We start from the raw sequence: 23,740 nt of genomic DNA on the forward strand, positions 1-23,740 counted from the left end.
TCAGTCCCGTCGGCGGGCTTCGATCAGGAACCGGCTCGAGTGAGCGACGAACGGACCTTCCGCCTCGATCAGGTCGTGGAGCTCCCGCAGACGCTCCCGGTACTGCGGGACGGTGAAGCCGGGCACCATCCAGATGACCTTGCGCAGGAAGTAGATGACGGCGCCGATGTCGAAGAACTCCATCCGCAGGGATTCGAAACGGAGGTCGACGACCTCGAGACCGGCGGCCTCCGCGTCGGCACTTTCGTCCTCGTAATGGCGTCCGCGTCGCACCCGCTCGGGTTGCGGACCCAGGAAGTACTCGACGAGTTCGAACACGCTCACGTGCCCGACGTGCTGGGAGAAGTACGTGCCTCCGGGGTGCAGGACGCGAGCGATCTCGTCCCACCACACCGTGGCGGGATGCCTGCTGGTCACCAGGTCGAAGGCGCCGTCGGCGAACGGCAGGGGCGGTTCGTCGGAGTCGGCCACCACCACCGCCCCGAGCGGATGCAGCAGGGCCGTGGCCTTTGCGATGTTCGGTGGCCAGGATTCCGTGGCCACCATCACGGGCGGCATCGTCGCCGCGCCGGCAAGGACCTCCCCGCCGCCGGTCTGGATGTCCAGAGCCGCTTGCGCACGGGCGAGCCGTTCACCCATCAGGCGCTGGTACCCCCACGACGGCCGCTGTTCGGTGGCCCGGCCGTCGAGCCAGGAGAAATCCCAGCCGTCCACCGACACGGATTCCGCCTCGGCCACCAACTCCTCGAATGTTCGCGCCATGCCGGGAAGCCTGACAGAAATTTCCGGATCGATCGAGCGGATTACCCGGGGAAGCAGCGACGTTGAAGGGGACATGACCGTCCCGGAGCATCGCGTCCGAATTGCCGAGGAGCGCGCCGACGCCGAGCGTCGAATTGCGTCGCTGACGGGGCGTTTCACCGCGATCGTGGAGGGGTCGGAATTCACCACGGACGACGACGAACACGACCCCGAGGGCTCGACCATCGCCTTCGAGCGGGCCCAGGTCTCGGCACTGCTGGCCGACGCCCGCCGCGAGGTGGAGGATCTGGTGGCGGCGCAGCAGCGACTCGACGTCGGGACGTACGGCGTCTGCGTCCGGTGCGGCCTGCCGATCGCCGAGGTCCGGCTCGACGCGCTCCCGGCCGCCCAGACCTGTATCGATTGCGCCGGCTAGGGAAGCAGTGCTCCCCACTCCCGGGCGGCCACCGCGCGCGCCCGGCGATGGTCGTCGGTCTCGGGACGGATTCCGTCGGCGAGGTCGGCGAGTGCTTCCGCCAGATCACCGACATCTACCTGATGCCGCATGGAGGAGTCGAGTAGTTCGTCGAAGGCCTGGTCCGCACTGTACGAGCTTCCGCGCGCGGTGGTCAGGAACTGAATTGCAGCGTCCAATGCGGACAGGTGCCGTGTCGCGCGGGTGTCGCGGTGAGCTTCGATCGTCAATATTCCGCCTCTGAGGTGTCGCCACTGGGCGTTGCCGGTCACTTGTAAGCCACATCACATCACGAACCGGACGTCTGTGCCACCGAATCGTGACCGTGTCCGAAAGTTGTTTCTCGACAGGCGGATACGAACTCCGGAGAGATACTTGTAACTTCCGTTACTACCGCGAAGTTCTACCCGGCAGTAGGTAGCCCGCGGCATCACATTTCTGAACGGCTCCAGAACAGCGGATCGAAACCGCACAGACCGCCCGCTCCGTAATACTGGGTTCCAGGGGAGGAGTTCTCGCCCCGCCGCGATCGGACGGCCGTGCGCCGCGCAGCCCTTGTGGATACGTGTGACCAGAACTGTTCAGAATCGGGATGATTGACGTGAAACTCGTCGTCGACCTCAATCGGTGCCAGGGTTACGCGCAGTGCGTGTTCCTCGCACCCGACGTCTTCACTCTGCACGGAGAAGAGGCCCTGCTCTACGACGCGGGCCCCGCCGACGGAGAACGCGACCACGTGTCGCAGGCTGCCGCCGCCTGCCCGGTGCATGCCATCACCACGGACCTCCCCGATCACCACCATGGGGAGTGACGTGCGGATCGTCATCGTCGGTGCGTCGCTCGCCGGGGTGCGCGCCGCGGAGGCGCTACGGGGGCAGGGCTTCGACGGTTCCCTGACCCTGATCGGCGACGAACCCTACGAACCGTACGACCGGCCCCCGCTGTCGAAGGCCGTGCTCCTCGGGATCATGCCGCCCGAACACGCGGCACTCCCCTACCGTTCCGACCTCGACGCGAAGTGGCGACTCGGCGTGCGGGCCACCACCCTCGACCTGGAGAACAACCGGGTGGTGCTGAGCGACGGCGACACCGTCGAGTTCGACAAGGTACTGATCGCGACCGGCGTCCGCGCCCGGCCGTGGTCGAACTCGTCCGAGGCGGCACTCGACGGCGTCTTCACCGTCCGCACCTGCGACGACTCCCGGCGTCTGAACGAACGGCTGTCCGCCGGACCGCGGCACGTCCTCGTGATCGGCGCCGGTTTCACCGGCTCCGAGATCGCGTCGGTGTGCCGGGAGCGCGGGCTGTCGGTGACGGTCACCGAGCGCGGCCCGGCACCACTGGTCGGTGCGCTCGGCGGGGTGGTGGCGGCGGTTGCCGCCGACATGCAACGCGACCACGGCGTCGACCTGCGCACCGGGGTCACGGTGACCGGGCTCGACGGCGACAGCGATGGGCGGCTGTGCCGCGCGCACCTCTCGGACGGGACCGCACTCGACGTCGACGTCGCGATCGTCGCGCAGGGCAGCATCCGCAACACCGACTGGCTGGCCGGCTCCGGCCTCGCCGCGGGCCCCCGGGGAGTCACGTGCGACGCGGGCTGCCGTGCGTTCGACATCAACGGCATCGTCACCGACAACGTTTTTGTCGCCGGTGACGTTGCGCGGCAACCGCATCCGCTCTACGACTATCAGTTGCTGGCACTGGAGCACTGGGGCAACGCGATAGGCCAGGCCGAGGTGGCGGCGCACAACATGATCCACGACGGCCTCCGACGGCGACCTCACCTGGAGATTCCGGCGTTCTGGTCCAGCCAGTTCGGCGTCAACATCAAGTCCGTGGGCATTCCCACCTACTCCGATCAGGTGGTGATCACACAGGGTTCGGTCGCCGACCGGCGATTCGTGGCGGCGTACGGCTTCCGTGGTCGCGTCACCGCGGCGGTCGCGTTCAACCAGGGAAAGTGGCTCGACTTCTATCGGGGGCTGATCGAGTCGGCGGCGGCGTTCCCCCCGGACTTCGACGTCATGGACCGGGCAGAGCCGTTCGAGGTGCGGGCGTCGGAGTTGCCCGACCCGGCAGTTCTCAGCCACGGCCCGACCGTCGCGGTGACCGGTCACCTGCCCACCGAACGTCGTGTCGAGTTCGTCTCGCTACCGAAGTAACAGGGAGAGTGTCCATGTCGCGTGCGCAGCTGTTCGAGCGGATCACCGACCAGGCGAACCGGCCGAATCCGTATCCGCTGTACGAGGAACTTCGTGAGACGCGGGTGGCGCCGCAGGACAACGGGTCCTTTCTCGTCGGCCGGTATTACGACGTGATGGCGCTTCTCCACGATCCGAGGATCAGCTCCGACCTGCACAACCGGGGGCCGGGGCTTCCCGGAGCGGATCGCGCGGGCGACGGGCCGGAGTCCTTCCTCAAGCTGGATCCGCCCGAGCACGATCGGTTGCGCCGACTGACGACCCGGCAGTTCGGCCCGCCGCACAGCCCCGACCGGATCGACTCGATGCGCGGCGAACTCGCGACCCTCGTCACTGATCTCGTCGACGGGCTCGACGGGAAGGGTCGCATCGACATCGTCGACGACTTCGCATACCCGTTCCCCGTCACCGTCATCTGCCGTCTGCTCGGCGTGCCTCACGAGGAGGAACCCCGGTTCCACGCCTGGGCCGACGCGTTGGTGGCGGCCATCGACCCGCGGCGTTCCAGCGCCGACAACGAGCAGGTGAAGGCGGCGCAGCAGGCCCAGATGGAAATGGCCATGTTCATGGCCGGTCTCATCGAGGACCGCCGCCACAATCCCGGTGACGACATGCTGTCGGGGCTGGCCAACGATTCGGGGCCCGACGGCCAGTTGAACACGGTCGAGTTGGTCACCAACTCCATCCTGCTGTTCATCGCCGGACACGAGACCACCGTCAACCTGATCACCAACGGCATGCTGACCCTGCTTCGCAATCCCGACGTTCTCGAACGGCTTCGCGCGGAGCCCGAGTTGATGCCGGCGGCTGTGGAGGAATTGCTCCGCTTCGAACCGCCCGTACACCTGCTGGGCCAGCGAACGCCGATCGTCGACATCGAAATCGACGGCGTCACGGTACCCAAGGGGTCGCCTCTCGTCCTGGCGTTGGCGTCGGCCAATCGCGATCCCGAACGCTTCGTCGATGCGGACCGGTTCGTCCCCGACCGCGAGGACAACCAGCACGTCGGTCTCGGCAGCGGCATCCATAGTTGCTTCGGCGCTCCCCTCGCCCGCCTCGAAGGGCAGATGGCGCTCACCGAACTCATCCGCCGCCTCCCGAATCCGCGTCTCGTGGAGGACCCGCCGCCCTACCGGCCCAACCCGGTGCTGCGCGGTCCGCGGCACCTGTTGGTGGACTGTGGGTGACGGGGGCTGACCTGCCCCTCCGCGCACGGTCGATCAACTCCCCGGGGTGGTGCCGGTGGTTGATGCGTGGTCTTCGGGTGGGGTCGATGTGTGGTGGCGGGATCCATTCTGTCCGGCCCGGGTGCGCGGAATGGCCGGGCGCGGACCGTGTCGCCCACCCGGTGGGGCCGTCGTGGACCTGGGCATGGCAGGCGTCGCACACCAGGGCCAGGCCGTCGATGTCGGTGCGCCCACCCTTGTGCCCGCCCGTGACGTGGTGCACCGCACACAGACTCGCCGGCGCGCCGCACCCGGGCCGGGTGCAACCCGCATCCGCCGCGATCAGGACCCCCCAGTCGAACTCATGCGCGAAGACTATCGCGGGGGTTCGACAGGTTTCAGAGCCCGCGGTCGCGCAGTGACTCGGACGGGGTCACACCGTACTTGCGACGGTAGGCGGCGGCGAATCTGCCGGTGTGCATGATTCCCCAGCGGGTTGCCACCTCGGAAACGGTTGCACAGGAACTGCTTCCGGTCAGGTCGGCGTGGACGCGCTCGAGTCGCACGTCGACGAGGTACTCCGTCGGCGTCATGCCCACGTATTCGCGGAACCCCTGCTGCATGCGCCGGACGCTGACGCCGACGAGTTCGGCCATCTCTCCCGCGGTCCAGGGGCGCGCCGGGTCTTCGTGAATGGCGTCGATGACCCGTTTGACGATGCGCGGGCGGATACCCGGCGAGCTCGTGTCGTCCTCCGGCATCGCAGTGAGCACGAGAGCGGTCGTCAGAGCACCGCACAGTTGCTGCGACACCTGGTCACTGCGCAGGAGAATGCTGTCGTGCAACGCCTGGTCGGCGATGGAACGCACGAACCGGAGCCACTCCGCACCGGAGCCGGACCGCAGATCGAGTTGCCGCGGCAGCACTCGCCCCGGCCGGCCGAGGACGCGGTCCATTTCCCGCTGCAGGTAGTCGCGGTCCACCTTGAAGCCGATGATCTCGCACGAACTGCTCCAGTTCGTGATCACCGTCCGGGTGTCGGGCGGGCAGATGGTCGCCAGCCCCGGTGTCGAGGTCACTTCGGTGCCGCCGGTGACGGACACGATGCGCCCGGCCAGCGGGATGTTGATGCCGTACGCACCGGGGTGGTCGGACTCGATGGACACGGGCGCCCCGAATCCGATCCGGGCGAGCCGAGACGCACCCACCTGGGAAGACTCGAGCGATGAGCGCGCCGCCGTGTCTCGGGACAGCGGACGCAACTCGTGCGGGAAGTACGCGTCCGCGACCACCTCGTGAACCTCGTCCCAGTCGGTGAACCCGGGACCTTCCAGCTGTCCTCGCATGCGTCGTACAGACCTCTCACCTCGCGCCACGACCGCGCATGGGCAACTCCCGACCCTAGCATCGCCTGTGACTCACGTCACTGCAAGCGCCGGCCCTCCCCGTCCGGCAAACCCGTTTCGCGTTCCGGATCGCGGCTTCGCAATGCGGATCGACGAACTGTGACGGCCGTCATACGTTGTGCAGGTCCCCATCGCAGGGGGTTATCGCACGAATCGTGCAGAAAGGCGGTCAGGAGAAATGGACCAGCGCACTCTGCGTAACATTTTCGGCCAGTTCGCCAGTGGCGTCACCGTCATCACGTGCGCCAATGCCGACGGCGAGCCGCACGGAGCGACGGTCACGGCTTTCACGGCCGTGTCGATCGAACCTCGGCTCTGCCAGGTGACGTTGACCCGGAAGTCGAAGGCGTGCAGCTACCTGGACCGTGCACCCTTCGCCGTGAACATCCTGGCCGCCGATCAGCTCGACACGGCCATGCACTTCGCAGGCAAACCTCAACGGACCGAACCGGCGTGGGATTCCGCCGGCATCGCTCCCGCCCTGTCCGGCAATGCGGCGACGCTGACGTGCTCGCCGTGGGCGTCCTACGACGGCGGCGACCACGTCATCTTCATCGGCGAGATCGTCGACGCGTCCGTCGACCCCACCAAGGACCCACTGCTGTTCTACCGCAGCACGTTCCACGATCTCGGTGCCGCCTCGGGCAGCACGGCGTGGAACGGCTGCCTCGACGACCCCCACAGCGGATGGTTCGACGCCGCCGCATCGTTCACTCCGCTCCACCTGCAGCTTGCCCAGGCTGCCTCGTAATCCTCATCGAAGGGAACACCATGACCACCACCGAAGCTGCCCCCGAGACCGTCGACCGCACGAAGGTCAACCCCGCCGCCGACTGCGACGCCAACCGCACCGCCAACTTCGCCACCCGCCCGATGACCGGCGACGAGTACATCGAGTCGCTGCGCGACGATCGCGAGATCTGGCTGCACGGTGAGCGCGTGAAGGACGTCACCACGCATCCGGCGTTCCGAAACCCGGTCCGGATGACGGCCCGTCTCTACGACGCCATGCACACCGGCGAGCATGTCGACACGCTGACGACGCCCACCGACACCGGCAACGGCGGCGTGACGATGCCGTTCTTCCGGGCATCGAAGAACTCGGACGATCTGCTGAAGGACCGCGACGCCATCGCCACCTGGGCGCGCATGACGTATGGCTGGATGGGCCGCTCCCCCGACTACAAGGCGTCCTTCCTGGGCACCCTGCATGCGAACAAGGAGCTGTACTCGCCGTTCCAGGCCAACGCCGAGCGCTGGTACAAGGAGTCGCAGGAGAAGGTCCTGTACTGGAATCACGCGATCATCAATCCGCCCGTCGACCGGCAGCTGCCGCCGGACGAGGTCGGCGACGTGTTCATGAAGGTCGAGAAGGAAACGGACGCCGGCTTGATCGTCTCCGGCGCCAAGGTGGTGGCGACCGGATCGGCGATCACCAACTACAACTTCGTCGCCCACTACGGGCTGCCGATCAAGAAGAAGCAGTTCGCCCTCATCTGCACCGTTCCGATGGACGCGCCGGGCGTGAAACTGATCTGCCGCACGTCCTACACCCAGCAGGCCGCGGTGATGGGCAGCCCGTTCGACTACCCCCTGTCCTCGCGGATGGACGAGAACGACACCATCTTCGTCTTCGACAAGGTGCTGGTGCCGTGGGAGAACGTCTTCATGTACGGCGACGTGGACAAGATCAACGCGTTCTTCCCGCAGTCCGGGTTCCTGCCCCGGTTCACCCTGCAGGGCTGCACCCGGTTGGCGGTGAAACTGGACTTCATCGCCGGCCTGCTGATGAAGGCGCTCGACGCCACCGGGGCGGGCGGTTTCCGCGGTGTGCAGACCCGCGTCGGTGAGGTCATCGGCTGGCGAAATCTGTTCTGGTCGCTCACCGAATCGATGGTCCGCGACCCCGAGCCGTGGGTGGGCGATACCGTCATCCCCAAGCTCGAATACGGTCTCACGTACCGGATGTTCATGCAGCAGGGCTACCCGCGGATCAAGGAGATCATCGAGCAGGACGTCGCGTCCGGTCTGATCTACCTGCCGTCGTCGGCCGCCGACTTCAAGAGTCCCGACGTGCGCCCGTACCTCGACAAGTACGTCCGCGGCTCCGAGGGCATGCCCGCCGTCGAACGCGTGAAGATCATGAAGGCCCTGTGGGATTCGGTCGGCAGCGAGTTCGGTGGCCGCCACGAACTCTACGAGCGCAACTATGCCGGCAACCACGAAAACGTCAAGGCCGAACTGCTGATGTTCGCCGAAAACCGGGGTGACGTCGCGTCCATGAAGGGCCTGGCCGAGCAGTGCCTCGCCGAATACGACCTCGACGGCTGGACGGTGCCCGACCTGATCGGCAACGACGACGTCTCCTACTTCGGCCGCAGCTAGTTTTCAGACCAGGAGAATCCATGACCACCATCGAAAGTCCCACCGCGGTCGGTTCCGGTAATGCCGCGACCGACAAGTTCAAGGGCGCGAGATTCACGGCCGACACGTCTCCGGAGCGCCTGTCCGCCATCGCCACCGAGGCGCTCGCGGGGTTGAGCGCGCTGATCCAGAAGCACGCCGTCACCTATCCCGAGTATCGCGTCCTCAAGCAGTGGCTCATCGACGTGGGTGAGGGCGGCGAGTGGCCGCTGCTCCTCGACGTCTTCGTCGAGCACGAGATCGAGGAAGTGAATTCCCGCAACTTCCAGGGCACCAAAGGCAGCATCGAGGGTCCGTACTACGTCCCCGGAGCTCCGGAACTCCCCGCGCAGTGCACTCTTCCCATGCGTGACGAGGACCGCGTCCACACCGCACTCGTCCTTCAGGGCGAGGTGACCGATCTGGACGGCGGCGGACTCGGAGGCGCGCTGATCGAACTCTGGCACGCCGACGACGAGGGCTACTACTCGCAGTTCGCCCCGCACCTGCCCGAATGGAACCTGCGTGGAACCGTCGTCACCGACTCGGAGGGCCGGTACGAGATCACCACCATCCAGCCTGCGCCGTATCAGATTCCGACGGACGGCCCGACGGGTCAGTTCATCGAGGCGGCGGGCTGGCACCCGTGGCGTCCGGCGCACCTGCATCTGCGGGTGACCTCACCGGGCAAGCAGCCGATCATCACCCAGCTGTACTTCGCGGGCGGCGACTGGATCGACGACGACGTCGCCACCGCGACGAAACCCGAACTCCTCCTCGATCCACAACTCGACGACGCCGGGCGTAAGGTCGTGACCTACGACTTCGCGCTCGATCCCGCCGTGGACTGAGATACCGACCATTACCCTGGGCGACGCGAGACATCGCGTCGCCCAGGGTTTCCGACGTTTCCGGAGGAAGCATCATGTCGAGCACACAGGCGCGGACGACGGAGTTCGTGCACACCGCGACCGCGGTGATCGAGGTCGTCGTCGAAGGTAGCGGACCGACGGTGGTCCTGCTGCCGTCGCTCGGCCGGGAGTCGTACGACTACGACGGGGTCGCGGACGGTCTCGCGCGGAACGGTTTCCGGGTTTCCCGCCCCCAACCCCGCGGAATCGGACGGAGCACAGGACCACTGGAGAACATCACGTTGCACGACCTGGCCGCCGACGTCGGAGCGGTGATCGAGGCGCAGGGCAGCGGTGCGGCCGTCGTGGTCGGGCACGCGTTCGGGCACTACGTCGCGCGGATGCTGGCCGCCGACCGGCCAGACCTGGTACGCGGCGTCGTGGTGGCCGCGGCCGGTGCCCGCAACTACCCTGCCACGCTGACCGCACTGGCGGTGAAGTGCGCGGATTCCTCGCTGCCCGACGAGGAGCGGATCGGCTACCTGCAGACCGGATTCTTCGCCCCCGGCAACGATCCGGCGGAGTGGCTCACCGGCTGGTATCCGGAGGTGTCGCGGCGTCAGCTCGCCGCCTCGGCCGCCACCCCCAAGGAGGAGTGGTGGGAGGTCGCGCACCAGCCGATCCTCGACCTGCAGGCCGCTCTCGACCCGTTCCGTCCCCGCGACACGGCGAACGAATTGCGGGACCGGTTCGGGGATGTGGTCACCGTGTCCGTCGTCCCGAACGCGAGCCACGCGCTCATGCCGGAAGCGCCCGCACACGTTGTGCGGGCGCTCACCGACTGGATTCGGGCTCTCGACAGCTGAGTGGTCAGATCCTCTCGAAGATCGCGGTCAGCCCCTGGCCGCCGCCGATGCACATCGTCTCGAGACCGTAGCGGGCGTCGCGACGCTCCATCTCCCGCAGCAGGGTCGTGAGGATCCGGACGCCTGTCGCCCCGACCGGGTGCCCGAGCGAGATTCCCGAACCGTTGACGTTGGTGCGGGCGAAATCCTGTGCGCCGAAATTCCATTCGCGGGTGACCGCGAGCGCCTGCGCCGCGAAGGCCTCGTTCAGTTCGATCAGGTCGATGTCCGCGAGTGTCAGCCCGGCACGCTTCAGGGCCCGCTCGGTGGACGGCACCGGCCCGATGCCCATCTCGGACGGCTCCACACCCGCGACCGCCCAGGTGACCAGCCGGGCGAGCGGGCGGAGACCGAGGCGCTCCGCCTCCGCCCGGGTGGTGACAAGACAGGCCGCCGCACCGTCGTTCTGTCCGCTGGCGTTGCCGGCGGTGACGGTGGCGTCGGGGTCGGTGCTGCCCATGATGGGCCGCAGGCGTGCCAGCGATTCGGTCGTCGTGTCGGCGCGGGGGTGCTCGTCCCGGTCCACGACCTGCGGATCGCCCTTACGGACCGGCACTTCCACCGGAACGATCTCCTCGGCGAACTTCCCCGAATCGATCGCGGCCACCGCCCGCCGATGGGAGCTGACCGCGAGTTCGTCCTGCTCCCGACGACTGATGCTGTACTTGCGGCGCAGGTTCTCCGCGGTCTCCAGCATGCCGCCGGGTACCGGGTAGCGGCGTCCGCCGGCGGTGACGCGGCCGCGGGCGAGCCGGTCGTGGAGCGCTGCCGGGGCGCCCTTCGCTCCCCAGCGCATCGACTCCGTGTAGTACTCGGCGCGGCTCATCGATTCGACGCCACCGGCGATCACCAGTTCCGCGACTCCCGTCTGCACGCGCATCGCCGCATCGAGCACGGCCTGCAGGCCCGATCCGCAGCGGCGGTCGAGTTGCTGACCGGGAACCGTCACCGGCAGGCCCGCGTCGAGTGCCACGACGCGGCCGATGGCGGGCGCCTCGCCGTTCGGGTAGCACTGGCCGAAGATCACGTCGTCGATGCTGCCCGGATCCACCTTGGTGCGGGCGAGGAGTTCGGATACCACCCGCGCGCCGAGGTCGGCGGCGGGAACGTCCGTGAACTGTCCGCCGTATCGTCCGACGGCGGTGCGGAGAGGCTCGCAGACGACGACATCGCTGCCCTGGGCGTTCGAATTCTCAGGCACTGCGGAAATCCCTTTCGTGATCGGTCCACTGCTGCGCCCATTCGCGCAGTTCGACCGCTCGGATCTTGGCTCCGTTGCCGCCTACGGTGGTCGGCATCTCCTCGATCATGTGTACGGCGGCGGGAACCTTGAAGGCCGCCAACGACTCTGCGCACCAGGCCTTGAGCTCGGCGGCGTCCGCGCGGGTCCCCTCGGTCGGGACGACGAACGCGACGGCCTCGGTGTATCCGCCCCGGCCGGTGATGCCGACGACCTTCGTGAGATGGACGGCGTCGTGTTCGGCGAGCCGGTGCTCGATCTCGGCGGGATCCACCAGGAAGCCGCGTAGCCGGAGCACGTCGCCCATCCGGCATACATACGTATAGCCGCCGTCGCCGGTGGCGACCGCGAGGTCACCGCTGCGGAACCACCCGTCCGACGTGAACGCGCGCGCGGCAGCCTCGGGATTACCGAGGTACGCGTCGACGACGTTCGGTCCGCGGACCTGTAGCTCACCCTGCTCACCGTCCGGAAGAGCCGAGTCGTCGAGCGGGTCGGCGATCCGAATCTCGATGGCGGGTTCCACCGGACGTCCGCCGCCGTTCCAGCGCACCGATTCCGGATCGGTGACGTCCCACAGCAGCATCAGCGCGAACACCTCGGAAGACCCGAAGACTCCCGTGGTGACGGCATCGAATTCGTCGCGGACCCACGCGGCCACCTCGTGCGAACGCCCGAGGAAATCGGCGATCCCGAGCCGTTTCAACGACGACAGGTCGGCGCGTTCACCCCCGTGCCACGTGTCGTGGAGTCGGGTGAAGAGGTCGTCGCCGCCGACCACGTGCGTCACCTTCAGTGACTGCATGCGCCTCAGTGTGACCGCGGCGTCGAAGACGGGTTCCATGAGCAGGGCGCCGCCACCGGCGAGGGTCGCCAGGGCGGTGCTGAATCCGAACACCCCGGACACCGGCAGCACGCACAGGGTGACGTCGCCGGGTTCGACGCCGAGGACGGCGGCGTCGGCCCGCGCGTGCCGGACCACCGCGGATTCGCGATGGGCCGCGAGCTTCGGGACGCCGGTGGATCCAGACGTGGTGAAGGCGACCGCGAGCGGATCGTCGACGGCCGCCCGCTCACCTGCAACGGTCGTGGTCGCCGTGTCGGGGGTCGCCGGCACCTGAACACCGCCGGTGTCGGCGCTTTCCGCCGTCCAGGCTCCGCCGCCGAGGTCGAAGCGCGTCGGGTCCGGAATTTCGCTCGTGGTCCCGGGACGGCGCACCACCGCGACCGCCGGGGCCGGGAGATCGACGGAGTACTGGGCCTCACCGAGTCGCGCGAACAGGTCGAGGCCATGGAATCGATCGGCCACGGCCACCACCGCGGGGCGCGCCGACGTGAGGATGTGCGCGATCTCGTGCGTGTTGTACCGGGTGTTGACCCCGATGACGTGTGCGCCGACGGCGGACGAGGCCAACTGCCAGACGATGGCGTCCGACCAGTTCGGCAACAGCACGGCCACACACTGGCCGCGGCGCACACCGACCTTGACGAGTTCCGACCTCAGTGCCTCGACGCGCGCGCGGAGTTCGGCCCGGTTCGTGACGATCGGCTCACCGTCGACGACGTCGAGGGTCGCGGCGGCCTCCGGATCGGCCGTGACGAGTTCGTCGAGCAGTGACGCGAGAGTGTCACGGCGTGTCGCCGTGCCGTGGGCCGTCACGAGAGCACCGCCGCCGCACGCAGTTCTGTCAACCAGCCGTCCGCCACCACGGCGAAATCGTCGATCTCCTCCATGGGGTAGTGGCCGATGTCGTCCAGCAGGGTGAACGTCGTAAGTCCCGGGCGGGCGGCGTCGATGCGCGACGCGGCCTGCTCGACGAGACCGGTCTGGATCCACGGGTCCTGCGCTCCGGCGACGAGCCGGATGGGGCAGGTGATGTCGGCGAGACGGTCCCGCACGTCGTGTGTTCCCCAGGCGATGAGGTCGGAGGACGAGATCTCCGGGTCCTCACGCTTGTGCATCGTGGCGATCAGACGGGCCTGCACCTCGGGCACGGTCCGCCCGATGGACGCCAGGGTGCCCAGGTACGTGCGGTCGGAACGGCTGGGTCCGGCGACGTCCTCGAGTTCGCGGCGCAGTCCGCCGACGTTGACGCGGCCGGGACCGGCCTCGGCTTCCATCGCGATCGCCCCGGCCAGCGGTCGGGTCGGCCTGGTGGCCAATTCGAGGGTCAGCTTGCCCCCGATGGAACATCCCATGACGAAAGGCCGTTCGACGGCGAGGGCGTCGAGGACCTTCCCGAGCCAGTCGCCGAACGTCACAATGCTGGTGACGGGGCCGTCGACCGCGGGCTCGGAACGACCGTGCCCCGGAAGGTCGGGGACGATCACCCGGTAGCCGCGGTCGGCCAGGGCGGACGCGACGTGGCGCCACTGGACTCCGCTCTGCCCCGCGGTGTGCAGGCACAGAACGGTGGGCATCACGGTGTCCGAGTAGTTCTCGGGAGTGACGATCTCGACGAAGCCGAGCGCCCCGTCGATCTCCAGGTACCGGGCCTCGATCATGACCGAGCCTCCCTTCCGCACGTGAGTGGCAAAGTGTGCCCCGCCACGCTTTGCCACTCACGTGCGGCGGTGCGGGCATGGGCGATGACGATGTCGAGCGGCTTGGTGAGTCGCAGGTACTCGTACCCGTCACCGCTGGAGGAGAATTCACCGCGGATGGCGCGGCGCATGAAATCGTTGTGGTCGGCGAACATCAGGTCGACCCACGTCTCGGCGGGCGCGACGAGCGTGAACGTCGCCCCACCCGGGACACGTCGCGCCACGTCGATGATCCGGCCGCGGTAGATCCGCAGGTGCACCTCACGGGCCCCGCCCGAGGCGTCGGTGCAGCGCAGGCCGACCGTGCCGTCCCACGTCGACAGCGAGGACGCAAAGTCGGGGTCGGCGGACAGGGATTCGCGGAGGATCTCACCCCACGCGGGGGTGCAGAAGTCGACCGCCGGATCGTATCGGACGTCGGATGATTCGCGCAGAAGCCACGTCTCGATCCCCTGCTCGCGCACCGACCCACCGTGGTCGACCAGCCGCACGTGACGATCGATGATGGTCCCGTCCGCTGACTGCTCGACCCGCGTGACAACGGACTCGACGTGGACGACGTCGGGACCTGTCACCGCGCACTCCGCATTCCATTGCAGCCCGGTGCGGGTGGCTTCGGCGGTCGGTCGGGGAGTGAGCATTCCCGCGAGAACGATTCCCGTCAACGACGGTTCCGGCAGGGACGGTCCGAATTCGGAGACTCGCCTTGGTTCGCTCACAGTGCGATCGCCGACAGCGATGCTTGTGGTGAGTGTGCTCATTCGCCCGTCCTCCCCAGCAATTCATCGGAGATGATGCGCATCTGGATCTCGCTGGTGCCCTCGAAGATCTTCGTCAGCCGCGCATCCCGCCAGTGCCGTTCCACCTGGAAGTCGGTGGTGTACCCGGCACCGCCGTGAATCTGCACCGCCTCACTGGTCACCCGCTCCGCCATCTCCGTCGCCACCAGCTTGCACATCGACGCCTCCAACGAACACCGCCGCCCGGTATCGATATCCGTCGCCACCGAATACATCAACTGCCGCGCCGCCTCGATATCGGCGGCCATCTTCGCGACCTTGAACCGCAGGTGCTGGAAGTCGGCCAGTTCGTGCCCGAACTGACGACGGGTGTGCAGATACGCAATCGAATCCTCCAGCGCACCGCGGGCCAACCCGATCGCCCGAGCCGCGGTGTGCGCCCGCCCCACCTCCAGACCACTCACCGCAAGATAGAAGCCCTTGCCCTCCTCACCGAGCATCGCCGTCGCCGGCACCCGGAAGTTGTCGAACGACAGCTCCCACGTGCTCCACCCGAAGTACCCGATCTTGCGGATCTTCGTCCCGCTGATCCCCTCCGGGAACCCGCCGCGCTGCTTATCGATCAGGAACGCGCTGATCCCGCGGTGCGGCTTCGCCGGATCCTTGTGCGGATCGGTGCGCGCGAACAGCACCAGGTAGTCGGCCTCGTCGGCGTACGTGCACCACATCTTCGTGCCGTTGACCACCCAGTCGTCGCCGTCGCGGGTGGCGCGGCAGGAAATGTTCGCCACATCGGATCCGGCCTCGGCCTCCGACAGGGCGTACGCGCCGAGGTATTCACCCGCCGCGACCTTCGGCAGCAGCGCCGCCTCCTGCTCGGGGGTGAATCCGCCGCCCATCCCGTTGCCGCGGGCCAGCAGCCCGGACACACTCATCCACGCCCGCGACAACTCCTCGGCGACGAGGCAGTACTCGAACACCCCCAGACCGAGTCCGCCGTGCTCCTCCGGGATCATGATCCCGAAGAACCCGACCTCGGCCATCGCCTTCTTGAGCGTGTCCGGGATGGTGCCCTGCACCGGATCGAGTTCGTTCGCGATCGGGAGCACCTGCTTCATCGCGAAATCGCGAGCCAGGTCCCGGATCGCCAGGCGGTCCTCGGTGAGATACCGCGGTGAGTCTGTACGCGGCTGCGACGGCCGGTGAGTCATGGACACTCCTCATCCACTCGAACTACGGGGCGCGCGAAACGGGAGAACTCGAAGTTCCACACTCGGATCACATTAACGCTTGTTCACCCAGTACAACACGGACGCGGTCGAACGTCAACGTCCGATCCCCCAATTCAGGCGGGACGGAATCCGACAAGATTGAGCGCGTAGACGCCGTACGAGTCCGCCACCGCCTGTGCAGTGAGCGGCCCGTCCGGCCGGTACCAGAGGGCAATACCCGCACACATGGTCAGCACGGCGGTCACCGCCTGGTGGACGTGCGGAACGTCGAAGTCTCCGCTGGCCACACCCGCTTCCGCGATGGTGACGAACAGGTGCTCCTGAGCGTCGCGCGAACCCACGACCCGCTTGCGATCCACCTCGTCGAGATAGCGCAGTTCAGTGTTGGCCACCAGGCACGCGCGCTGGTTGCGCGCGGTGTACAGCGAGTGCGCGACCACTGCGGCCGTCCACTGCTCCGCGGGTGCGGGACCCGCCTTACGCAGGGCGTTCCGGGTGGCGGTGAACTGCTCGTCGCTGGCCGCGCGCAGGATCTCGACGAGGAGTTCGTCCTTGTTGTCGAAGTGGTTGTAGACGTTGGCGGCGCTGCATCCGGCGCGTTTGGCGATGGTGCGCATGGTCGCGGCATGAAAACCGGCGGTGTAGAACTCGTCCAGCGCCGCGTCCAGAATCCGCTGCCTGACGGTAGGAATCACCGCACTGCTTGACCGAGTGTTCATCCCTCGGAGGGTAGGTGCAGCACGCGGTGTGAGCAAGGAAGCCTCCGGAAGATGCAGCTCAACCGCCCCTGAACAGCGAACGGCGGTACGTGTTGACCGAGAACAGCATGTCCGTTATGGTCCCCATCACATGAACGGTTGTTAATAACCGATTCCCACATTCCGCACACCGCACCGTGGAGGTATGCCACCTTGAGCACCCTCGAAGAACGAATCCGCCGCCTGGAAGACCTGGAAGCCATCCGCTACCTCGACGCGCAGTACTGCCGCCATCTCGACGACGGCAACTGGGACGCGCTGATGGACTTGTTCACCGAGGACGGCGAATTCGACGGACTGTCGAACCCGAAAGGCAAGAGCGAGATGCGGGAGTTCTTCGCCGGCCTCGCCGCCGGTGGGCTCACCGCGTTCTGGCACTTCATCACCAATCTGGAGATCGACCTCGACGGCGACCGCGCGACCGTCCGCTCGTTTCTGTGGCAGCCGTGCGTGTCCGACGGCGCCGCCTCCATCGCCGCCGGCCGCTACACCGACGAAGCCGTCAAGGTCGCGGGTCGCTGGCTGTACCGGGTCAAGCAGGTACGTTTCCACTACTTCGGGCCGCTGGCCGAGGGCTGGGACGAGAACCAGTTCGCCCTCGACACGGCACGCCGCGCGGCGGTGAACGCATGACCACCGAGTCGCCCACCACCGCGCCGGCCGCGCTCGTGTGGTCGCCGATTCTCGCGCTGCCGGAGTTCGTCGAATTGCGGCGCCGCCGCCGGGCCGTCACCACCGCTCTCGGCCTGATTGCGATCGCACTCTTCTCGGCGTTCCTCGTCGGATTCGCCTACTTCCCCGAATTCCTCGGCGACAACAGCGTGTTCGGGATTCCACTGTCACTGTGGGTGGTCTTCTCCCAGTTCGCCGGCACCTGGGTGCTGGTATTCGCGTACTTCCGGCTCTCCCGCACGTTCATCCAGCCCGCCGCCGATGCCGCCGTCCTGGCCATCGCACACCGTGATCAGGAGCTTGCATCATGACCGGCGACGCCGATTTCCTCGCCATCGGCATCTGTGCCGCCGTCATCTCCCTCACGTTGTGGGTGACGTTCGCCGCTTCCCGCCGAAGTCGCAGTGCCACCGGATTCTTCGCCGCGGGCCGCTCGATCACCGGGTGGCAGAACGGGTTCGCGATCGCCGGTGAGTTCATCTCCGCGGGCAGTTTCCTGGGTACTACGGGCCTGATCTTCTACAAGGGCGTCGACGGCGCCGTCATCCTGTGCACGTCGGTGGTCTCCTTCCTGCCCGTCCTGTTCCTCCTCGCCGAGAAGATGCGGAACGTCGGAAAGTTCACTCTCGCCGATGTTCTGGTGTTCCGGACCGGTGCACGACGCGTCCGGGTGGTGGTTGCGCTCAGCACCATCGTCACCGGCACGTTCGTGCTGCTCGCCCAGCTCGTCGCGGCGGGCGTCCTCCTCGAGTCGGTGTCGGGGATCCCGTTCGGCCTCTCCGTCGTGGTCGCCGGATCGCTGATGGGGATCTACGTCTTCGTCGGCGGAATGCTGGCGACCACGTGGGTTCAGGTGATCAAGTCGTCCATCCTGTCGATCCTGGCGGTCGTGGTGTGCCTCGGAATCCTCGCGAAGTTCGGCTTCAGCCTCCCCGGCATGCTCGGGGCGGCAACATCGAATGCGAAGGCCGGAGACGCCATCCTCTCGCCGGGACTGATCTTCGGGCAGACCGGTGCGATCAACCTGATCTCGTACTCCCTCGCATTCGCCCTCGGCACGGCAGGCATGGCACACATCCTGATCCGCTTCTTCACCGTCCCCGAGGCCGCGACGGCGCGGAAGTCGCTCGGCTGGACCGTCGCGCTGTGCAGCGTGTTCTACCTGATCGTCATCGTGATGGGCTTCGGCACCGCAGCGCTCCTCGGCCCGGAAGGCGCGGATCGCGTCGGCGCAGGCGGCAATCTCGCGGCACCCACGCTCGTCACGGAACTCGGCGGGGGCGTCGGCACCGTCGGCGGATCGATCGCGCTGGCCATGGTGGCGGCCGTCGCGTTCGCGAGCATCGTCGCCGTCGTCGCCGGTGTGGTGATCTCGGCGGCGGGAACGTTCGCGCACGACGTGTGGCCGACCCTCACCCGCAGGAGGGCAGCCGAGCCCGACACGGAGACGTCCGACGCTCGCGAGGCCAAGGTCGCCCGGTTTGCGGCCGTGGGGTTCAGCGTCATTGCGATCGCGCTGACGATGGCGATCGGCGACACCACGAACATCACGTACTTCATGGGAATGGCGTTCATGGTCGCCGGCAGCGCGCACCTGCCGAGCCTGCTGCTCAGCCTGGGCTGGCGGCGGTTCAACAGCACCGGCGCCGTGTGGGGCATCTCGGTGGGACTCGCATCCACCGTGGTCAGCCTGATGTTCACGGAGGCGCTCTGGCTGGGTAGTGGCCCGGCGCCGCTGACCATCCAGTTGCCGGTGATCATCACCATGCCGCTCGGGTTGGCCGCCGCCGTCTTCGGTTCGCTCGCCGGCGAACGCCGTCACGGACGTTCGGCCGATCGGGACGAGAAGTTCGCCGAGATGCTGGTGCGCGCCGAAACCGGAATCGGCGCGGAACTCGCCGAGGCGCACTGACCCTCGACCCAGGGCGCGCTGCTTCTCGCGCGCCCTGGATCACGCCGCGCGCGTTCACCGACGCGACTCGGAACGAACCGGGCAACCTGTGGTTCTACTGGTCGCGCGCGGTGGAGGATCCGAACCTGTACGTCCTCGTCGAAGCGTTCCGCGACGACGCCGCCGCCCACGTGCAGAGCGACCATTTCCGGAACGCGCTGGCCACCTTGAAGCCGGCCCTCGCCCAGACGCCGCGGATCATCAACACCACGATCGACGCCACCGAGTGGCCCCTGATGGGTGAACTCGAAGTGGACTGACCCCGTCCGGCTTCACCCTGAAGCCGCGAGCACGGCGCGTTAGCCTGGAATCGTGGCTTCCGATCTCACCGACTTCGACGCAGTGATCTTCGACTTCTCCGGCACGCTGTTCCGGCTGGAGGAGGACGACAGTTGGATGTCCGACCTCACCGACCACGACGGTGAACCGTTCGACCTCCACCAGCAGGCCGAGTTGATGCGGCGCATGACGGCGCCGGTCGGCCAGACCGTCGAGATGGACGCCGCCGAACACCACGCATGGACCAACCGCGACCTCGACCCCCGCTTCCACCGGCAGGCGTACCTCGACGTGCTGCGCAAGTCCGGGGTCGCGCACGAGGACCAGGCGGTCGGGCTGTACGAGCGGCTGATCGACCCGGGGTGCTGGAGCGCGTACCCCGACACGGCGGAAGTGCTTGCGGCACTGAAGGACCGTGGAATCAAGGTCGCCGTGCTGAGCAACATCGCGTTCGACATCCGGCCCGCGTTCGTGGATCTGGGTGTGGAACACCTCGTCGACGAGTTCGTGCTGTCGTTCGAGGTGGGTGCGGTCAAACCAGACCCGAAGATCTTCGAGCACGCCCTCGCCGCGCTCGGCTCCGAGCCCGGACGCACCCTGATGATCGGCGACAGCGAGGAAGCCGACGGCGCCGCGCGGAAGGTGGGCTGCGCCTTCGCCCTCGTCGACCCCGTCCCCCTCGCGGAACGTCCGGACGGCCTGCGAACTGCGTTGAGTGCCTTCGGCCTGTGAGTACTTGTTGACGTCCCGCGGTTAACAAGTACTCACGAGCGCAGCAAACCGCGACCCGTGACGAGCGGCAGGTCGAGTGCGGTCACCAGGCCGGGCTTCGCCTCGACCACCGCCCGCACCGAATTCACCAGGCGCATCGCGGTGACGATCATCCCCGACACGTTGTGGTCGCCGTTCTCGCCGTGGTGATTGAACTCGACGGTCATCATCGGTTCGCCGGTGATGTCGATGCGGTAGCACCCGTCGCCGCGGGTGGGTTTCGGCCAGTCCGGTTGCTGGTCGGGGTGCGTGCGGGTGACGTGCTCGAGGACCACACGGGGCACCCCGTCGACCGAACCGATGACTTCGAACCGCACCGCCGCCGCCGTCCCCTTCGCGATGTGGCACGACAGTATGTCCAGGTCTTCCTCGGCGGGGACGCGTTCGAACTTCTCGACAAGCGGTTCGTCCAGGGTGACGTCCAGTCCCGCGGCGATCTGGCGGACGACGCTTCCCCACGCCAACGACAGCACCCCAGGCTGGAACAGCATCGGCGTCTCCTCGACGGGTTTGCCGAAGCCGAAGATCTCGCTCATCACCACCGGCTGGTAGTAGGTGGAGTAGTCGGCGATCTCGGAGCAGCGCACCTCGTCGATCCGCTGCGACAGGCTCGTCATGGCCAGCGGGAGAACGTCGTTCGCGAACCCGGGGTCGATACCGTTCACGTGGAGACTCGCGCCTCCCCGCTCGCCGGCGCCGCGGATGCGGTCGACGAGTTCATCGGGGACCACGCCGATCGGGTACTGCAACAGAACCGGACCCGAGGACACGACGTTGATGCCGGCCTCGAGGAACGAGATCAGGTCCTCGATGGCGTCGAAGATGCGGTCGTCCGTCATCGCGGTGTGCACGATGCAGTCGGGTTTCAGGGCGAGAAGCGCCGCCTTGTCGTCGGTTGCCGTCACCCCGAGATCCCGTCCGAGGCCCGCCAGCTCACCGGCATCCTTCCCGGCCTTCTCCGGGTCGGACACCCACACGCCGACCAGTTCGAGGTCGTCGCGGGCGTCGATGCCTGCGATGGCGTGACGCCCGACCGTACCGGTGGACCATTCGACGACGCGATAGCTCATGAGTTCTCTCCCTGTCCAGAAGTAGTACCCCTCCCGCGAATGTAACAGGTTCTAGTGCTCCGGTCGTGAGTACTTGTCAACCACGGGCGGTTAATAAGTACTCACGGGTGCGGAGCGCCCTAAGCTGGGTCGATGAGCGAAGCCGACCCGCAACGAGTGGGTGCTCTCGACGTCGTGGCCTTCGCCTGTGAGATCGCGATGCTGGTCCTGCTCGCTGTCGCGGGGTGGTCGCTCGCGAACTCGACGGTCGTTCAGGTGGTACTCGCGTCGCTCCTCCCGGTGGCAGCTGCCACGATCTGGGGTGTCGCCATGGCACCGAAATCGAGCCGACGACTACCCAACCCCGCACGACTGGTCGCCCAGACCGCTCTGTTCGCGGCGACCGGCGTACTCGTTGCATCCGCCGGTCACCCGTGGTGGGGGTTGGCCTTCGCCGTCGTGGCGACGGCGACGTTCGCGGCTCGCTCACACACACCGGAGTAGAGGACTACCAGCGGTACCCGAGCAGGCCGAGAACGAATTCGAGCCAGTCGGGCAGTCCGGGGTCACGGAACATCGGGGGCTCCTTCACACGGTGAAACGGTGTCGCACTGTCCATCGGCCGGCATGCCTCCGCCGTTAGAGCGTCGCGTCAGATTTACAAATCTCTACTTTTGTCTAGACCTTGGATCTAAGTGCGTGTACTGTCCATTCCAGAGTGAGCTGGTTCATACCGCGACAGCTACTGGACGAGGAGGTTCGGACCGTGACGACGTCGGATATCGGCAGAACGACAGAGGAAGCACCACCGGAAGCCTGGCGCGACCGCAAGCGCTACCTGTGGCTGATGGGGTTGATACCCCCGACCGCGCTGTTCCTCGCCGCGGGGCTGGTGTGGGCCTTCAACCAACTCGGATGGTCGGCGGTGGCTCCGGTGTGGTGGTGGATCGGCGCCCTGTTGCTGTTCATCGTGCTCCCGATCCTCGACAGGTTCTTCGGACCCGACGGCCAGAATCCGCCCGAGGAAGTGATGGAACAGCTCGAGAACGACAGGTACTACCGGTACTGCACCTACATATTCATTCCGTTCCAGCTGGCGAGCCTGGTGTTCGCGTGCTACCTCTGGTCGGCGGACAGCCTGTCCTGGCTCGGCATCGACGGCGGCCTCGGACTGGTGTCGAAGATCGGTGTCGCGTTCAGCGTCGCCGTCATGGGCGGCATCGGCATCAACACCGCCCACGAGATGGGTCACAAGAAGACCGACCTCGAACGCTGGCTGGCCAAGATCACTCTCGCGCAGACCTTTTACGGCCACTTCTACATCGAGCACAACCGCGGCCACCACGTCCGGGTCGCGACACCCGAGGACCCGGCGAGTTCACGTTTCGGAGAAAGCTTCTGGACGTTCCTCCCCCGCAGCGTGTGGGGCAGCCTGAAGTCGTCGTGGGAGCTCGAGAAATCCCGGATGCAGCGACTCGGCAAGAGCACGTGGAGCATTCACAACGACGTGCTCAACGCGTGGCTCATGTCGGTGGTGCTGTTCGGCGCGCTCATCGCGATATTCGGTCCGGTCGTCATCCCGTTCCTGGTCATCCAGGCCGTCTACGGTTTCTCGCTCCTCGAAACGGTCAACTACCTCGAGCACTACGGCCTGATGCGTCAGAAGACCGCCAGCGGCCGATACGAGCGTTGCGCGCCCGCACACAGCTGGAACTCCGACCACATCGTGACCAACATCTTCCTGTACCACCTGCAGCGCCACAGCGACCATCACGCGAACCCGACGCGGCGGTACCAGACGCTGCGGAGCATGGACGGCGCCCCCAATCTGCCCAGCGGATACGCCAGCATGATCACGCTCGCGTACGTCCCGCCGCTGTGGCGCAAGGTGATGGACCACCGGGTGCTCGACCACTACGACGGCGACATCACCCGCGTGAACATCCAACCCGGTAAGCGCGAGAAGGTTCTGGCCAAGTACGACGGCGGAGTTCGGTGATGGCCGCCTACCAGTGCCCGGTCTGCGACTATGTCTACGACGAAGCGTCCGGCGCACCCCGTGAAGGATTCCCCGCAGGCACCCCGTGGGCCGATGTTCCCGAAGATTGGCCGTGTCCCGACTGCGGGGTCCGCGAGAAGATCGATTTCGAAACGAAGGTGGCGTGACATGAGTACCGATTTCAAGCTTTTCCGCTGTGCCCAATGCGGATTCGAGTACGACGAGGCCGAAGGCTGGCCGGAGGACGGCATCGAGCCGGGCACCAGGTGGGACGACATTCCCGACGACTGGTCGTGCCCCGACTGCGGGGCAGCCAAGGCCGATTTCGACATGGTCGAGGTCAGCCGGGCGTGA

28 protein-coding genes are annotated in these 23,740 nt (G+C 67.0%); 17 read left to right on the forward strand and 11 right to left on the reverse strand.

Annotated features, from left to right (window positions below):
* On the reverse strand, positions 1 to 762 hold the full coding sequence (locus ROP_RS11110) for a class I SAM-dependent methyltransferase (protein ID WP_012689435.1): 762 nt from the start codon (positions 760 to 762) through the stop codon (positions 1 to 3).
* A gap of 73 nt (positions 763 to 835) precedes the next feature.
* Here ROP_RS11110 and ROP_RS11115 point away from each other — a divergent pair, with 73 nt between their 5' ends.
* On the forward strand, positions 836 to 1,177 hold the full coding sequence (locus ROP_RS11115; RefSeq protein WP_012689436.1) for a TraR/DksA family transcriptional regulator: 342 nt from the start codon (positions 836 to 838) through the stop codon (positions 1,175 to 1,177).
* Here the strand turns inward: ROP_RS11115 and ROP_RS11120 are convergent.
* Positions 1,174 to 1,446 (reverse strand): ANTAR domain-containing protein, encoded by a 273-nt coding sequence (locus tag ROP_RS11120; protein WP_043824583.1) that lies wholly within the window; start codon positions 1,444 to 1,446, stop codon positions 1,174 to 1,176. The genes ROP_RS11115 and ROP_RS11120 overlap by 4 nt on opposite strands.
* A 362-nt stretch (positions 1,447 to 1,808) precedes the next feature.
* On the opposite strand from ROP_RS11120, the gene ROP_RS11125 reads away from it, so the two are divergent.
* Genes ROP_RS11125 through ROP_RS11135 form a run of 3 tightly spaced genes read left to right on the forward strand, consistent with a single transcriptional unit; the run spans position 1,809 to position 4,607 of the window.
* Positions 1,809 to 2,027, forward strand: a complete 219-nt coding sequence (locus tag ROP_RS11125) for a ferredoxin (protein ID WP_080512453.1) — start codon at positions 1,809 to 1,811, stop codon at positions 2,025 to 2,027.
* Positions 2,017 to 3,381, forward strand: coding sequence for an NAD(P)/FAD-dependent oxidoreductase (locus ROP_RS11130; protein WP_043824585.1), 1,365 nt, complete (start codon positions 2,017 to 2,019; stop codon positions 3,379 to 3,381). Before ROP_RS11125 ends, ROP_RS11130 begins: the two co-directional genes overlap by 11 nt.
* A gap of 14 nt (positions 3,382 to 3,395) precedes the next feature.
* Positions 3,396 to 4,607: a cytochrome P450 gene (locus ROP_RS11135; RefSeq protein WP_012689440.1), complete on the forward strand. Its 1,212-nt coding sequence runs from the start codon at positions 3,396 to 3,398 to the stop codon at positions 4,605 to 4,607.
* Here the strand turns inward: ROP_RS11135 and ROP_RS41050 are convergent.
* Both ROP_RS41050 and ROP_RS11140 read right to left on the reverse strand, forming a co-directional pair.
* A complete protein-coding gene (locus tag ROP_RS41050) occupies positions 4,504 to 4,869 on the reverse strand; it encodes an HNH endonuclease (RefSeq protein WP_012689441.1) in 366 nt (121 codons plus the stop codon). The two genes, ROP_RS11135 and ROP_RS41050, sit on opposite strands and share 104 nt — an antisense overlap.
* 115 nt (positions 4,870 to 4,984) lie before the next feature.
* Entirely contained in the window at positions 4,985 to 5,932 is a 948-nt protein-coding gene (locus ROP_RS11140) for an AraC family transcriptional regulator (protein ID WP_012689442.1), read from the reverse strand.
* A 238-nt stretch (positions 5,933 to 6,170) separates the two neighbouring features.
* On the opposite strand from ROP_RS11140, the gene ROP_RS11145 reads away from it, so the two are divergent.
* The 4 genes from ROP_RS11145 (at position 6,171) to ROP_RS11160 (ending at position 10,112) form a co-directional block, all read left to right on the forward strand.
* Complete coding sequence (locus tag ROP_RS11145) at positions 6,171 to 6,743, forward strand: flavin reductase family protein (RefSeq protein ID WP_012689443.1); 573 nt, start codon at positions 6,171 to 6,173, stop codon at positions 6,741 to 6,743.
* Positions 6,744 to 6,763: 20 nt separating this feature from the next.
* Positions 6,764 to 8,377 carry a 4-hydroxyphenylacetate 3-hydroxylase family protein gene (locus ROP_RS11150; RefSeq protein ID WP_012689444.1) on the forward strand — a complete coding sequence of 538 codons (1,614 nt, stop codon included), beginning with the start codon at positions 6,764 to 6,766 and terminating at the stop codon, positions 8,375 to 8,377.
* Between the two features lie 20 nt (positions 8,378 to 8,397).
* On the forward strand, positions 8,398 to 9,246 hold the full coding sequence (gene catA / locus ROP_RS11155; protein ID WP_012689445.1) for a catechol 1,2-dioxygenase: 849 nt from the start codon (positions 8,398 to 8,400) through the stop codon (positions 9,244 to 9,246).
* Between the two features lie 74 nt (positions 9,247 to 9,320).
* Entirely contained in the window at positions 9,321 to 10,112 is a 792-nt protein-coding gene (locus ROP_RS11160; protein ID WP_012689446.1) for an alpha/beta fold hydrolase, read from the forward strand.
* A 4-nt stretch (positions 10,113 to 10,116) separates the two neighbouring features.
* On the opposite strand, the gene ROP_RS11165 is transcribed toward ROP_RS11160, so the two are convergent.
* The 6 genes from ROP_RS11165 to ROP_RS11190 all read right to left on the reverse strand — a co-directional run bounded on the left by ROP_RS11165 (position 10,117) and on the right by ROP_RS11190 (position 16,626).
* Entirely contained in the window at positions 10,117 to 11,352 is a 1,236-nt protein-coding gene (locus tag ROP_RS11165) for an acetyl-CoA C-acetyltransferase (protein ID WP_012689447.1), read from the reverse strand.
* Positions 11,345 to 13,051: an AMP-binding protein gene (locus ROP_RS11170; protein ID WP_012689448.1), complete on the reverse strand. Its 1,707-nt coding sequence runs from the start codon at positions 13,049 to 13,051 to the stop codon at positions 11,345 to 11,347. The genes ROP_RS11165 and ROP_RS11170 overlap by 8 nt, the downstream gene beginning before the upstream one ends.
* Positions 13,048 to 13,896, reverse strand: a complete 849-nt coding sequence (locus tag ROP_RS11175; protein ID WP_012689449.1) for an alpha/beta fold hydrolase — start codon at positions 13,894 to 13,896, stop codon at positions 13,048 to 13,050. Before ROP_RS11175 ends, ROP_RS11170 begins: the two co-directional genes overlap by 4 nt.
* On the reverse strand, positions 13,893 to 14,696 hold the full coding sequence (locus ROP_RS11180) for a hypothetical protein (RefSeq protein ID WP_012689450.1): 804 nt from the start codon (positions 14,694 to 14,696) through the stop codon (positions 13,893 to 13,895). The genes ROP_RS11175 and ROP_RS11180 overlap by 4 nt, the downstream gene beginning before the upstream one ends.
* Positions 14,693 to 15,886 carry an acyl-CoA dehydrogenase family protein gene (locus tag ROP_RS11185; RefSeq protein ID WP_012689451.1) on the reverse strand — a complete coding sequence of 398 codons (1,194 nt, stop codon included), beginning with the start codon at positions 15,884 to 15,886 and terminating at the stop codon, positions 14,693 to 14,695. Before ROP_RS11185 ends, ROP_RS11180 begins: the two co-directional genes overlap by 4 nt.
* Before the next feature lie 134 nt (positions 15,887 to 16,020).
* A complete protein-coding gene (locus tag ROP_RS11190) occupies positions 16,021 to 16,626 on the reverse strand; it encodes a TetR/AcrR family transcriptional regulator (RefSeq protein ID WP_050785056.1) in 606 nt (201 codons plus the stop codon).
* Positions 16,627 to 16,818: 192 nt separating this feature from the next.
* On the opposite strand from ROP_RS11190, the gene ROP_RS11195 reads away from it, so the two are divergent.
* From ROP_RS11195 to ROP_RS11215, 5 genes are read left to right on the forward strand one after another with little or no spacing between them, the layout of a single operon-like run.
* Positions 16,819 to 17,298, forward strand: a complete 480-nt coding sequence (locus ROP_RS11195) for a nuclear transport factor 2 family protein (RefSeq protein WP_043824589.1) — start codon at positions 16,819 to 16,821, stop codon at positions 17,296 to 17,298.
* Complete coding sequence (locus ROP_RS11200) at positions 17,295 to 17,648, forward strand: DUF485 domain-containing protein (protein WP_012689454.1); 354 nt, start codon at positions 17,295 to 17,297, stop codon at positions 17,646 to 17,648. Before ROP_RS11195 ends, ROP_RS11200 begins: the two co-directional genes overlap by 4 nt.
* Positions 17,645 to 19,249 (forward strand): solute symporter family protein, encoded by a 1,605-nt coding sequence (locus ROP_RS11205; protein WP_012689455.1) that lies wholly within the window; start codon positions 17,645 to 17,647, stop codon positions 19,247 to 19,249. The genes ROP_RS11200 and ROP_RS11205 overlap by 4 nt, the downstream gene beginning before the upstream one ends.
* The gene (locus tag ROP_RS11210) at positions 19,246 to 19,548 is read left to right on the forward strand and encodes a putative quinol monooxygenase (protein ID WP_050785057.1); all 303 of its coding nucleotides are present in this window, start codon (positions 19,246 to 19,248) and stop codon (positions 19,546 to 19,548) included. Before ROP_RS11205 ends, ROP_RS11210 begins: the two co-directional genes overlap by 4 nt.
* Positions 19,549 to 19,600: 52 nt before the next feature.
* Entirely contained in the window at positions 19,601 to 20,299 is a 699-nt protein-coding gene (locus ROP_RS11215) for an HAD family hydrolase (RefSeq protein WP_012689457.1), read from the forward strand.
* Between the two features lie 32 nt (positions 20,300 to 20,331).
* Here ROP_RS11215 and ROP_RS11220 read toward each other — a convergent pair whose 3' ends face one another.
* Complete coding sequence (locus ROP_RS11220; RefSeq protein WP_012689458.1) at positions 20,332 to 21,408, reverse strand: NAD(P)H-dependent amine dehydrogenase family protein; 1,077 nt, start codon at positions 21,406 to 21,408, stop codon at positions 20,332 to 20,334.
* A gap of 132 nt (positions 21,409 to 21,540) precedes the next feature.
* Here ROP_RS11220 and ROP_RS11225 point away from each other — a divergent pair, with 132 nt between their 5' ends.
* From ROP_RS11225 to ROP_RS11240, 4 genes are all read left to right on the forward strand, one after another.
* On the forward strand, positions 21,541 to 21,891 hold the full coding sequence (locus ROP_RS11225) for a YrdB family protein (RefSeq protein WP_012689459.1): 351 nt from the start codon (positions 21,541 to 21,543) through the stop codon (positions 21,889 to 21,891).
* Between the two features lie 262 nt (positions 21,892 to 22,153).
* Entirely contained in the window at positions 22,154 to 23,386 is a 1,233-nt protein-coding gene (locus tag ROP_RS11230) for an alkane 1-monooxygenase (protein ID WP_012689460.1), read from the forward strand.
* The gene (locus tag ROP_RS11235) at positions 23,386 to 23,553 is read left to right on the forward strand and encodes a rubredoxin (protein ID WP_012689461.1); all 168 of its coding nucleotides are present in this window, start codon (positions 23,386 to 23,388) and stop codon (positions 23,551 to 23,553) included. The genes ROP_RS11230 and ROP_RS11235 overlap by 1 nt, the downstream gene beginning before the upstream one ends.
* 1 nt (position 23,554) lies before the next feature.
* Positions 23,555 to 23,740, forward strand: coding sequence for a rubredoxin (locus ROP_RS11240; RefSeq protein WP_012689462.1), 186 nt, complete (start codon positions 23,555 to 23,557; stop codon positions 23,738 to 23,740).

This window comes from Rhodococcus opacus B4 (assembly GCF_000010805.1).
Lineage (GTDB): Bacteria > Actinomycetota > Actinomycetes > Mycobacteriales > Mycobacteriaceae > Rhodococcus_F > Rhodococcus_F opacus_C.